The 12,272-nt window shown below is 47.4% G+C and carries 8 protein-coding genes and 2 pseudogenes; 4 read left to right on the forward strand and 6 right to left on the reverse strand.

Annotated features, from left to right (window positions below; genetic code table 11):
* Positions 1-29: 29 nt before the first annotated feature.
* From P4S53_RS19965 to P4S53_RS19975, 3 genes are all read right to left on the reverse strand, one after another.
* Positions 30-326 (reverse strand): hypothetical protein, encoded by a 297-nt coding sequence (locus tag P4S53_RS19965; RefSeq protein ID WP_337114062.1) that lies wholly within the window; start codon positions 324-326, stop codon positions 30-32.
* 243 nt (positions 327-569) lie between these two features.
* Complete coding sequence (locus tag P4S53_RS19970; protein WP_337114063.1) at positions 570-1,736, reverse strand: nucleotide sugar dehydrogenase; 1,167 nt, start codon at positions 1,734-1,736, stop codon at positions 570-572.
* 171 nt (positions 1,737-1,907) lie between these two features.
* A complete protein-coding gene (locus tag P4S53_RS19975; protein WP_337114064.1) occupies positions 1,908-3,278 on the reverse strand; it encodes an MBL fold metallo-hydrolase in 1,371 nt (456 codons plus the stop codon).
* A 598-nt stretch (positions 3,279-3,876) separates the two neighbouring features.
* Here P4S53_RS19975 and P4S53_RS19980 point away from each other — a divergent pair.
* Positions 3,877-6,192, forward strand: coding sequence for a hypothetical protein (locus tag P4S53_RS19980; protein ID WP_337114065.1), 2,316 nt, complete (start codon positions 3,877-3,879; stop codon positions 6,190-6,192).
* Positions 6,193-6,256: 64 nt separating this feature from the next.
* Positions 6,257-7,336: a hypothetical protein gene (locus P4S53_RS19985; RefSeq protein WP_337114066.1), complete on the forward strand. Its 1,080-nt coding sequence runs from the start codon at positions 6,257-6,259 to the stop codon at positions 7,334-7,336.
* Positions 7,337-7,351: 15 nt separating this feature from the next.
* On the opposite strand, the pseudogene P4S53_RS19990 reads toward P4S53_RS19985, so the two are convergent.
* A pseudogene (locus tag P4S53_RS19990) lies at positions 7,352-7,987 on the reverse strand (phosphomannomutase CpsG); the annotation flags it as partial.
* Positions 7,988-8,311: 324 nt separating this feature from the next.
* Between P4S53_RS19990 and wecA (P4S53_RS19995) the strand changes: the two are divergent.
* Positions 8,312-9,337, forward strand: a pseudogene (gene wecA / locus P4S53_RS19995) (UDP-N-acetylglucosamine--undecaprenyl-phosphate N-acetylglucosaminephosphotransferase); the annotation flags it as partial.
* 241 nt (positions 9,338-9,578) lie between these two features.
* The gene (locus P4S53_RS20000; RefSeq protein ID WP_337114067.1) at positions 9,579-9,749 is read left to right on the forward strand and encodes a hypothetical protein; all 171 of its coding nucleotides are present in this window, start codon (positions 9,579-9,581) and stop codon (positions 9,747-9,749) included.
* A gap of 122 nt (positions 9,750-9,871) precedes the next feature.
* Here the strand turns inward: P4S53_RS20000 and wecA (P4S53_RS20005) are convergent, their stop codons facing one another.
* Both wecA (P4S53_RS20005) and manA read right to left on the reverse strand, forming a co-directional pair.
* Positions 9,872-10,966 (reverse strand): UDP-N-acetylglucosamine--undecaprenyl-phosphate N-acetylglucosaminephosphotransferase, encoded by a 1,095-nt coding sequence (gene wecA, locus P4S53_RS20005; RefSeq protein ID WP_337114068.1) that lies wholly within the window; start codon positions 10,964-10,966, stop codon positions 9,872-9,874.
* A gap of 106 nt (positions 10,967-11,072) precedes the next feature.
* Positions 11,073-12,266: a mannose-6-phosphate isomerase, class I gene (manA, locus tag P4S53_RS20010; protein ID WP_337114069.1), complete on the reverse strand. Its 1,194-nt coding sequence runs from the start codon at positions 12,264-12,266 to the stop codon at positions 11,073-11,075.
* Positions 12,267-12,272: the final 6 nt, after the last annotated feature.

Genomic DNA, 12,272 nt, shown 5'->3' on the forward strand with positions numbered 1-12,272 from the left:
AAAGGCCTCAGTGTCTGGCGATCGTTTGATTATTGCTGATTGGTGACCGGTGGTGCAGGGTTATCATCACCGCCGCCGGTGTCCGATAACGCGACGCCTATCACCACAGCAGCCACCCCGACAGCAACCACAGTGGCCGTCAAGCCTCCGGCTGATGCCGCAGACGCCGTAGTGATGCCCGCCGCAGACCCTTTCGAGGCAGTTGCCGACGAGGTCGTCGCAGAAGAGGATGTTGTCGAAGAAGGGGTCGTCACTGGGGTTGACGTTGCTCTGGGTACAGCAGGTACGTCAGTTACCGTTTCTGCTGCACTCACACCCAGACTCATCGTCATTCCAGCCAACATTATTCCAGCCGCCATTATTCCAGCCGCCATTCGCGCAATGACGGGTTTTCGGGAATCGCTCCCCGTAAGGATTCTCGCAAGAGTTCTCATAGCAGTCCCTGACCATCTCAAATCACCAAAGAGGTAATTCAAGTATAGACAGGGATGCTAATTTTCTGTGATCTATGTCGAAATCAAACCGCAAGAAAAGTAAGACACTCCCCCATTTGGGTCGGAACTCTCTGATTAATCAGCACCAAACAGATCGCGGGTGTAGACTTTCTCCAGCACATCTTCCAGCTCTGGCGTCATTCGGTTCGACACAATCACATCAGACATTGTCTTGAACTCCGCTAAATCACGAATCACTGCGGAATGAAAAAATTGATCGTCTTTCAGCACGGGTTCGTAAACAACGACATCCACGCCTTTGGCTTTAATACGCTTCATGATGCCCTGAATCGATGATGCCCGGAAATTGTCTGAGCCGCTTTTCATGATCAGGCGGTATATACCCACGACTTTGGGTTTCTGGCGCAAAATGGATTCAGCAATAAAGTCCTTGCGGGTGGCATTGGCATCAACGATGGCGCGGATCAGGTTATTAGGTACTTTCTCGTAGTTTGCCAGCAACTGCCTGGTATCTTTGGGTAAACAATAACCGCCGTAACCAAACGAAGGATTGTTATAGTGAGTGCCAATGCGTGGATCCAACCCCACTCCCTGGATAATTTCACGGCTGTCCAGGCCATGTGCGGCAGCATAACTGTCCAGCTCATTGAAATAAGCCACCCGCATCGCCAGATAGGTATTGGAAAACAGTTTCACCGCTTCCGCTTCGGTCGAATGGGTAAACAGCACCGGAATATCGTCTTTCACCGCGCCTTCGATCAGCAGATTTGCGAAGGTTTCAGCTCGCTGCGATTGCTCACCGACAATAATGCGTGATGGGTACAGGTTATCGTACAGCGCCCGGCCTTCACGAAGAAATTCAGGTGAAAACAGAATATTATCAGTGCCAAACTCTTCTTTGATCCGCCGAGTATAACCAACAGGTACCGTGGATTTAATCACCATCACCGCATCAGGGTTAATGGTCATCACATCACGTATCACCGACTCCACTGACGAAGTATTAAAATAATTAGTGACCGGATCATAATCGGTCGGGGTTGCGATAATCACAAAATCGGCGTTTTCATACGCGAGGTGTTTATCTGTCGTGGCCGTCAGGTTTAACTCACGGTGTTTGAGGTATTCGCTGATTTCTGTATCAACGATGGGAGAGAGCCTCTGATTCAGCTGATTTACTTTTTCTTCTACAATATCCAGTGCAATCACCTGATGGTTTTGCGCCAGCAATACAGCATTCGACAGGCCAACGTAACCTGTTCCTGCTACTGTTATTTTCATTATCTGTCCTCAAACTCAGCCTACTTAACAACAATGATAGCTCCAGCTTAATGGGTTGATATGGAATACAGATGACAAAGCCCATTAAACGGATTGAATATACTGCTCAGCTATCACTGTGTTATCGCGCAGAATAGAGTATCGAAAGACAGTCCTGATGCAAGTGAAGACTTAATCCTGGTTCAGGTTTGCGCAAACTATCACCTTTGCATCCGGTTTAACCTTTTGCAAACGCCGCGCCAGTGCTTCCTGAGCAGGCCTGTCGCCATGAACCAGACGAATCTCCGCCGGTCCTTTTTCAATCCCCTTCACAAAACGGATCAGATCCAACTGATCGGCATGGGCTGAATACCCCGTCATGGTGTGCACTCTGGCATTCACTTCAATGCGGTTGTTGTTAATCATCACTTCTTTGGCGCCGTTTTGCAGTTCCCGGCCCAGTGTACCTCTGGCCTGATAGCCAATCAGCAGCAGGTCGGTTCTGGCATCCGGCAGCAAAGCTTCGAGATAATTCATGATCCGCCCGCCACTGCACATCCCGCTGGCAGCCACAATAACGGCCGGCTCGCCGCTGGCCTTCAGACGATTCACCAAGCCGATATGATCACTGTGTTCATCAATCTGGGTGCACTGATCAAAGTCCAGCGGGTGGCGCCCGTTGTCCAGCCTTGCCTTGGCCTCTTTGGTCCATAACCGTTTAAAGCCCTGATAAGCTTGCGTGATTTTCATGGCTAACGGTGAATCAAGTACAATCGGCAAATTGAGCCACGGGCTCTCCGCTGTGGGTTGACTGATTTCGTTGTTGACGATGTTTTCCAGATCAAACAGCAGCTCCTGAGTACGCCCCAGACTGAACGCCGGGATCAGAATGGCTCCCCCGTCTTTTAACGACTGTTCAACCACGCATTTTAAAACCTGCTCTCGTGTTGCCACGCCAGGGTGGCGCTTATTGCCATAGGTGCTTTCCAGCACCAGTACATCAGCATGCTGCGGCGGCTGAGGATCAACCAGCAGCGGGGTATTGCTGGGACCCAGATCGCCGGAGAACACCACTTTCTGGCGATCAGGCAACAGCAACTCGACATAGGCTGACCCTAAAATGTGGCCTGCGTGACGAAATGACAGGCTGACATCCTGGCCGTCAGGCAGCATGATCTGTGCCCGGCAATCAAATGGCACAGGTTTGAGCTGAGATCGCACCAGCCGGATAAAGGCTTCGCACTTTTCATCGCTCAGTCCCAGTTGCAGCTTTAATCCATCTTCAAGCATCAAAGGCAACAAGGCTGCTGTCGCTTCTGTGGCATAAATCGGCCCGCGAAAGCCAGCCGCTAATAACCAGGGAATACGGCCGACATGATCGATATGGCAATGGGTCAGAATCAATGCCCGAATCGGCTCGACAGGAAAAGTAATATCATTGCTGGCTTTGGCTTCCTCGCCTTGAAACGCACCGCAATCTATTAACAGACTGTATTTTCCTAGCTGTAGTTCATGACAGGAACCGGTCACCCCGTCCCTGGCTCCATGGTGTAAAATATTCACCTGTTTCCCCTGGTATTAAGAGATTAAATAATTCACCCAGCATGACAAAGTTAATGACAGGTGAAACATTAACAGCAAAATTGCGCGACTGAATTCACGAAAAACTTTCACGCCCAACACAGGTTAATGTTAAATATTCGACGGCATGTCAGTTTAGTCAAATCCCATCAGATTCAGTCTTCCTTTTGACCCTACTTTTTACCGGACTTTTATCTCGTTTAAATCACACTGTTACCATACTTTAATCTTGCTTTTACCACGCATTTTCATGCCTTTATTACGAAAACAGTGCGCTTACCTCATTCATTCTCCGCTCAAAAAACAGCCTGGCAGAAAAACAAGACCCAATGACAGGCACCAAATAAAAGTAAAAACTAATGAAGCAATTCACAGTTTTCATCATTAAAAAATGAAATGCACATTGTATCTGGAATCAAGGCTTTATTTATTCAGCCATTCATTTATAAAGCTTATCGCAATCATTGACTGCGCGAACTGGCAGACAGACCAGAGCACAGATAGCAAGCTCAATCGCAGCCAATAAAAAAGGCACATTGAAAGTAGCCTCAGGCTCTCATATTTATTCAAAGGAAATATCATGAAAAAGTCAGTTTTGGCGACACTTATCATTTCCTCGCTGGGATTAACCGCCTGTGGTGGTGGCAGCGGGAGTCATAACGATAGTACAGACTCTAATCCTTCACCAACAAAGATCACTACAGCGGGTGTCGTCAATAAAGGGATCGTCAAATCAGGCCAGGTCGCTGTATGTGAAGCCACAGTCGCGAATACCAGCCAGCAACACTGTGTTTCACCGTTGCTCACAACCACCACCAATGACAAAGGCCAGTTCTCTCTGAAAGGCCTGCCCGCCAATAAAGCCCTGCTGGTTGTTGTGACCAAAGGCAACGGCACCCAAATGAAATGTGACTACGTCGGCTGTCAGGATGCAAACGGTAATCCCATTGAATTCGGCGAGTGGATGACAGTTCCTGACGATTTCAAACTGCTGGCCGTGATTGCCTCTTCAGGTGAAATCAAAACCGCCAATGTTAACAGCCTGACCAATCTGGCGGCGAAGAAAGCCATTGAGCTGACCGGTTCGCTGGATCTGACGACAGACATAGTCAACAACAGTAACGCCATTATCGGTAAGGCACTCGGCCTGACCAAGCCGATTACGGAAATGGGCTCAGTCGATATTACCGATGCCAATGCCATTACCGGTTCAGACAACGAAGATCTGCGGGCTGCCATTCTGTCGGCATCGATTGAACAAAGCCGCAAAAATGGCAGCGTCAATATTGATGACTTAATTGACTATGACGCCAATGGCAAACTGGCGGTGAATAAAAATGTCGTCAGCCAGATCCAGGCGGATACCACTCAGGTGGTCAGTCAGGCAAAAGCCCACTCGAAAAATCAGGGCAACACAGGGTCAAAACTGGATAATGCCGATCAGGATGTTTCAGCCATTGATCCGGATAATATCGAGATTGGTATTGATATTGACAAACCCGTCGCGAACGCCGTCGTTCAGGCCAAAGACTTCATCAAACAAATCCGTACTGTCTATACCGCCGCGTCTGATGGCGGCGATCTGAATACCGGACTGACAAACTTTGCTGATGAACTGGGCGATATCAGCAGTATCGCGCAGGAAGATACAGAAATGTTGCTGGAAAATGTCAATGGCGCCATTATTGCCATTAGTGAAGCCATGAAGCCAGATGCCAACTTCGAAGGCAGTATGTTGCTCACCAAAAATGACTATTACGTATATAAAGATGGTGAACAATATACGGTAAATCAAAATGGCGTATCGCTGGTGGCTACAGGCTCTTACGATCATAGCACCAGAACAGTTACTGAAACCGACCAGAATTGTAGCTACTCAGATTACTGCACCAAGACTTCGACAGAAGAAGTGCATACCAATATCACGCTAAACGAGCTGGCTGCATATTATAATGACGCTTTATTACATGCTTCCGAAAGTCATGTTGTGTTGAGCGCCAAGATCACCAAAGAAGAGAAAAGAAACTATAGCAATCCTTCAACTGAGATCCATGAGTCCGAGTGGAGTACCTCGAAAGCCTCTCAGGTAAACACCTTAAAGCTTCAACTCTCTGAAGCAACGCTTGCATATTTTAGCTACCAGGAAAATACACCATTCCAGAATACCTTTACGGGAAATATCACTCTGATTGCCGACGGTCTTTCCTCTGCCGATTTCAATGGTTATGAATATAGTGGATATTGGGATGGTACGGGCACTGATTGGTCCAACGAGAGCAAAGACAGTTCCATCATCGAAGCAAAAAGCCTGACATTTAAAATTGATGGTGTTATTGCTTCAGACGATCAGGCAGTTTCAGCCTTGATGGATATCAGGTTGAATAACATCGGTGGTTATGTGCATCTAAAAGATATCACCCACATAACCAGTGGCCGTTACTGCGATTGGTGGTCTGATTGGGACAACCGTTGCTATACAAGAAGTGAAGAAATCATCACAGAAGAAAGTTTTGAAACCAAAGACAGCTTCATCAGAGCCAACGTCAAAATGGCACTAGGCGCTAACATTCTGAACGCTAACAACACTCCAGTTGCGACTGGCCTGTCGCTGGACATCTCCCGCAACGATTACAACCTGATCGAAGTAGATGCCGGTGTGACTTACAATGGTAAAGACACTTACCTGAGCACCAGCTACAAGCCTTACAGTGACACCAACACGCCTTATGTCTCGCTGCGCGATGGCAAAGGTCTGGTGGCGACCCTGACCGAAAAAGGGGAAGACGATATTGGCGGCACCATCTATGTGAACGGTCAATCGACCGGGACGATTGGCATGACGAACAATAATCTGTTGTTGATCCGTTATACCGACGGTTCCTTCGAATCGATGTAAGCGATTTGCTCATTCATTCTTTTAGTCACGAGCCCTGATCTGTCAGGGCTCTCTTGTTGTAATTATGATGCTGACAACCTTAACAACCCTGACAGGCCTGAGCCTGCTGCCTCTGGCGCCGGGAACAGCGACTGACTCCATCGCCCCCTTTATTCAGATAAACTCGCAAAGCTATGCTGAGAACAACAGCATTTATGCGCTGGTCAAAGGCAAAGAAAGTGATTATCAGGGCTCAAACCACGCCTTCACCTTTAACGAAGCCGCCTTTGGCCTGCGCTATCGCAATGTGACGCTCAGCTACCTCTACCGCTATGAATGGTTTCTCAAACACTCGCCGGATGCACTCTTGCTCTATGGGGATTCCCTGAACCGGAAAGACATGGTGCCGGGTAAAACCTATCAGGTAGATTTGAATGTGAACCATACCATTCAGCAAGGCATACGCCTCGGCTGGCGAATGGAACCGGCTGAAAATCTGGCTTTCTATATCGCGGGCAGCTACCTGAAAGCCACCGATTTAATGGAAGGCCAGCTCCATGGCCAGGTTCAGCGCGGTGCCAGCGATGATATCAGCGGTCAGCTGAACCTGGACTATGTCTATGGTGAAGATGTGCTGCTGGATCGGATCGCCGACCAACCCACCAGCCGTTACGGCTTCAGTACCGATCTGGGATTTGACTGGCAGGTGAACCGACACTGGTTTCTGTCCGCTTTTGTGCAGGATGCCTATGGCGAAATCATGTGGGATCGCGCGCCTTACACCACAGCCGTTGCCAACACGGCCACAGCAGAAACCGATGAAAATGGTTACATCAACATCAACCCGATCGCGAGCGGCTTTGAAGGTTACAAAGAATACAAACAGCGGCTGACCCCCAAGTACACAGGCCGCTTAGCCTATCTGTTTGGTGATACCGCATTGTCGGCCAGCCATTTTTATGGCTATGGTGCGCAACTAACGGATCTCGCGGTCAGTCATGGCTGGAGCGGGATCAGTGCCCGGCTCTCGTATACTTTACAGAGTCAGGCCATCGGGCTGGCCCTCACCCACCGCTATTGGTCAATGCAGGTCGTCAGCGACAACCTGGATTATCAGCAAGCCAGCCAGCTGACCGTGAAGCTGTCGGGTCAGGTGCCTTTCTGAGTACACCTTTTTTCGTCATGACACCGAAACAGAAAACGGCTGAAGCAACCCCAGCACTTCAGCCGTTTTCGCTTTCATCAGCGCGGGATCGCCACGGGACTCGACATTCAGACGCAGAACGGGTTCGGTATTTGATGCCCTGAGGTTAAAGCGCCAGTCAGCAAAACTCAGACTGATCCCGTCAGTCTGATCCAGTGCCAGTGCGTCCGGCTCGTACACAGCGCGCACTGTCGCGATGGCATCGTCTGTGTTGGTGACCATGAGATTAATTTCGCCGGAAACCGGATACGCCCGCATTCTTTCCGCTACCAGCTCCGACAGACGCTGCCCTTTTACAGACAGCAACTGAGCCACCAGCAACCAGGGGATCATACCGCTGTCGCAATAGGCAAAATCACGAAAATAATGATGGGCACTCATTTCGCCGCCGTATACGGCGTCTTCCTGCCGCATCCTTTCTTTGATAAATGCATGACCGGTTTTCGACTGAATCGCCTGTCCGCCGTTAGCCGTGACAATATCGACTGTATTCCAGACCAAGCGGGGATCATGAATGATTTTCCTCGGCCGGACGTCCTTCTGATCTGCGGGCTGCTGCAAAAAAGCTTGTGCCAGCAAACCGACGATATAGTAGCCTTCTATAAAACGCCCCTCTCCTCGAATGTCACTTTGCAACAATCGTGATTGCAAAAAACACAAAACGCGTTTCAGAACGGGCCAGAGAGGACATCTGTGTTTGAATTTATTTGCTGGCTTTTCTCTGACACAGGGTAAGTATAGACATGCCAGAGTAAAAAATTGACAAAGGCTGAGATCGCTCAGCATCGGGCCAGCACGGAGGCAGCAGTTGGGACGAAGAGAACAAAAGTAATAATTTACTTACTGAATATTTTTTCTTCTCTTCCTAGAGAGACAAAATATTGGTAGTCTTTTTGCGTTTTGTAAGCCTCCGGACCCCAGCATGATAGCCGATTTTTTCTTTGTCTTTTTTCTTCATTTGCCGCACTTTTTTTACTTCGAAAGGTCGCCAAACGTGTCGGTCTGGTGGATAAGCCCAATGCCAGAAAGCTGCATCAGGGAGCGATCCCGCTGGTTGGCGGTTTGGCTATCTGCATAACGCTAGCGCAGTTTCTCTACTACTCGCCGACCATACTGGACGATGCCGGGCTTTACGTATTCTGTATTACCATTCTGACCATTATCGGCGCGCTGGATGATAAGTTTGATGTGAGCTTTAAGCTCCGGCTGGCAATCCAGGCTCTGCTCTCAGTGTGCATGATGGTTTTTGCTGGTCTTGAACTGCATACGCTGGGGAATATGATTGGCTTTGGCAAAATCGATCTGGGAATGTTTGGCTATCTGGTCACTGTACTGGCGGTGATTGGCGCGATTAACGCCTTCAACATGGTCGACGGTATTGATGGTCTGCTGGGCGGGTTATCTATGGTGACCTTTGGCGGGTTGGGGATCATGCTGTTTTACGATGGTCAGCAATCGCTGGCGTATCTGTGCGGGATCATTATTGTCGCCATGATCCCTTATATCCTGCTTAATCTGGGGGCATTCGGCCGACAGCGCAAAGTCTTCATGGGGGATGCCGGCAGTATGCTGATTGGCTTCACTGTGATCTGGTTTTTACTGCTGGCCAGCCAGAATGGCAGCCGCCCACCGCTGCGTCCGGTGACGGCGCTTTGGATCATCGCCGTCCCCTTAATGGATATGACAGCGATTATGATTCGCCGTATCAAGCGTGGCGATTCCCCTTTCAAGCCGGATCGCGAACACCTGCACCACATTTTCCAGCGGCTGGGCCTGAATTCACTGCAAACGCTGATCGCTATCTGCAGTATAGCGACCCTACTGAGCGCTGTGGGTATTTATGGCGAGATTGCCAATGTGCCCGAGTATCTGATGTTCTGGTTATTCATCCTGTGTTTCATTATCTACTTCTTCACCCTGTCGAAAGTAGAAAAATACTCCCCGCCGCAAGAAACACCCTAACCAGACCAACAAATCTAATCGCACAGCCGTATTTCTGTACGGCTGTAAATAATTCCGTGTTTGAACTGGTTGTTACAAGTGTGTTTCAAGATTATTCGATCATAGTTCCCAGTTCGTTCATCTGCTCTCAGATCCACTACATTTCTTCCTGATAATTGACGCATCTTTATATATCCAGTCATGCAGGGACATCTGTACTAGCCCAGAGAAAAACTGAACAACGAGAGAAAGATTACGCGCGATGAGAACACATAGATTACATGCCGCCTTAAAAGGTTTAGAACATCTGGTTCAGATAAGTGCCCACTTCATCTTTGTCCTGTTCTGGGCGACTTCAAGCTGGCTCAATCGGCTGGAGCACTACGACAAAGCCGCCAAGCAGATAAGAAGGGAAGACAGGCTGGAGCATTAGATAAGCGGTAAACAGTCAGACTCTGGGTAATACGAAAAAATTACATAAAAAAACCCAGGACAAGCCTGGGTTCATGTTCAGCATCTTTGACTTCTGTTCAATCACTCACACAATGAAGGCGCTTACCGCTCTGAAGTTACCTGCTCTGGTGTTTTCGGCTGGCTACGACCCGTCAGCTTGTGTATCAAGGTGGTAATACGCCAGATATGGCTGATCACCGCAAAATACACACCGAACGTGATCATAAAGCTCAGCAGCATCAGGGTTTCATTGACCTGCGACAAATCAGACCATATCCCGACTCCTGCCATACTGGCTGCCAGACCACAAATCACGACCAGGGTCATAAAAGGTGACAAACCAATACGCTGGCAAATATGATGCAGGTGTTCGCGATCCGGCTTAAAGGGTGACTGGCCTTTGCGGATACGGCGAATCATGATGGTGGCCATATCCATGAGTGGCAAAGCAATCAGCCAGAGTGCGGTTACAGGACGCATGGCACTCTGCGCACCAGCCTGAGTGGCTTCCAATAATAGCCAGATCACCGTAAAGCCAATGAAGATACTGCCCGCATCACCCATAAAGACTTTAAACCGCCGCCCCAGAGGGAAACCTAAATTCAGCAGAATGTAAGGGATCATGGCAGTCACTATCATGGTGCAGATCACAAACAGTTCCGTATTACCTGACACATAAAAAACAAACCCAAGGGCAGCAAAACTGACCGATCCCAGGCCCCCTAACAGACCATCAATACCGTCGACCATGTTGAACGCGTTAATCGCGCCAATGACCGCAAAAATTGTCAGCAAGGTGCTGGCGGCTACGGGTAAATCGAGCGAGAAATCCCCCAACATGTAACCCAGATAATGCAGGCTTTTATCACCGGCAAAAATCATCACCAGCGACACACACGCCTGTACCAGCAAACGTAACTTAAAACTGATGTCGTATCTGTCATCAATTACCCCGACAACCACCAGCACGGTTGCACAGCTTAAATACAGCCATGGGTTCTGCGGGAACAGTTCAAAAAAGCTAAAGGCGATAGCCAGCGTAACAAAGATAGACACACCACCCACAAGCGGGATCACACCTTTATGGTGCTTCCGTTCGTTAGGCGCATCAACCAGTCCAACCCGTTTCGCCACTTTGCGGCAGATAAACAGGCTGCAAAAGGACATCAGGAAAACAAAAATGAATGCAGAAGTCATGATGGGACTCTTGAGTAAATTAAATAACATTCACAAGACATGTGCTTGCAAGGAAACAATACACAATCTAGGACACTAAAAATGCATTATTCAACATCTATTAAAATTAACAAAAAACTCTTATCACCCGCCCAATAGCACTTATGCTATAGGATTTTGCGTAATGCGGAATAAATACGGAGTCTCCTTTATCTATTGTCATCACTTCTCCAGATTCATGCCGAAGAGTAAGCGAATCATCCAAAGAAAAAACAATTTCTGCACTATCAACTGATATAAGCTGATTCTGACTATTTGAATACACTTCAAAGCAGAAGTCGCTAACTGGCACCTCATAGCGTGAAATATTCCCTGCGATAGAGACAGGATTACATATCAATTCAGATATAGCGGTCGGCTTGAAATTTGTGCACTTAGTGAGTTCGACGATGTCAATGTTTTTATTAGTCAATCCTGCTCGTAATACATTGTCAGAATTAGCCATGACTTCAAGAGCTGTACCATGAATATAAGCGTGAGGAATTCCAGAGGTGATAAACAGGCTCTGGCCAGGATTTAAAGTGAAAACGTTTAGTAATAGCGGTGAAAATGCCCCTAAGTCATCAGCATAACGTTGCAGGAGATCATTAACTAATATTGAATGATGATCATATTTATGATCTTTTACATAATTTTTTAGCTGAGAAACTGCATCAATCTTGTCATCACCACTTAAAGTTAGAAGTATTGAAAAAAATAACTCTAAATCATGATCATTATTTATTTCCACTTGACCATTGAAAGCTTTATCGATTTTTGGCACTGAAAAATAAGACCAGCACTCATTAATTTCTTGGTATGACTTAAAGCCAGCCATCACCTGAAATTGTGTAATAGCATAGACTAACTCCGGCTTATGATTCTCATCTTTATAATTTCTTATTGCAGAATCAATAGAGATACCGAGTTCATTTTCAGTATTAAACCCGTCGATAGCCTGTGTTTTATTCGGATGTACTTGTACAGAAAGAGGCGATTCTGCGGCTAAGACTTTAAAAAGAAAAGGAAGCTCTCCAAATTCATCAGAAACTCGCTTAGATAAAATATCATCTTTATCTCGGTTTATTAAAGATGAAAGACTAATTTCTTCAGTATCAACTTTAACTAAAGAACAGCCGCAAGGATGTATACCCATCCAAAGCTCTGCTTGGTGAGCATTACTTTTATTTTCGAACCCAAACAACTCTTTTAGAGAAGATTTACTTCCCCATTCATAGTCTTTGATCGTATTATTCAAAGGAAAAAAACTTGAGTAAAACATGCGGCA

It is taken from the genome of Photobacterium sp. Hal280, assembly GCF_037162255.1.
GTDB lineage: Bacteria > Pseudomonadota > Gammaproteobacteria > Enterobacterales > Vibrionaceae > Photobacterium.

What these genes read in the sequence shown, in the direction of transcription:
- P4S53_RS19980 (WP_337114065.1), top strand. Translation starts at nt 3,877, where the DNA reads ATGAAAAAGTCAGTTTTGGCGACACTTATCATTTCCTCGCTGGGATTA.
- wecA (WP_337114068.1), bottom strand. Translation starts at nt 10,966, where the DNA reads ATGACTTCTGCATTCATTTTTGTTTTCCTGATGTCCTTTTGCAGCCTG.
- P4S53_RS20000 (WP_337114067.1), top strand. Translation starts at nt 9,579, where the DNA reads ATGAGAACACATAGATTACATGCCGCCTTAAAAGGTTTAGAACATCTG.
- P4S53_RS19965 (WP_337114062.1), bottom strand. Translation starts at nt 326, where the DNA reads ATGAGTCTGGGTGTGAGTGCAGCAGAAACGGTAACTGACGTACCTGCT.
- P4S53_RS19985 (WP_337114066.1), top strand. Translation starts at nt 6,257, where the DNA reads ATGATGCTGACAACCTTAACAACCCTGACAGGCCTGAGCCTGCTGCCT.
- P4S53_RS19970 (WP_337114063.1), bottom strand. Translation starts at nt 1,736, where the DNA reads ATGAAAATAACAGTAGCAGGAACAGGTTACGTTGGCCTGTCGAATGCT.
- manA (WP_337114069.1), bottom strand. Translation starts at nt 12,266, where the DNA reads ATGTTTTACTCAAGTTTTTTTCCTTTGAATAATACGATCAAAGACTAT.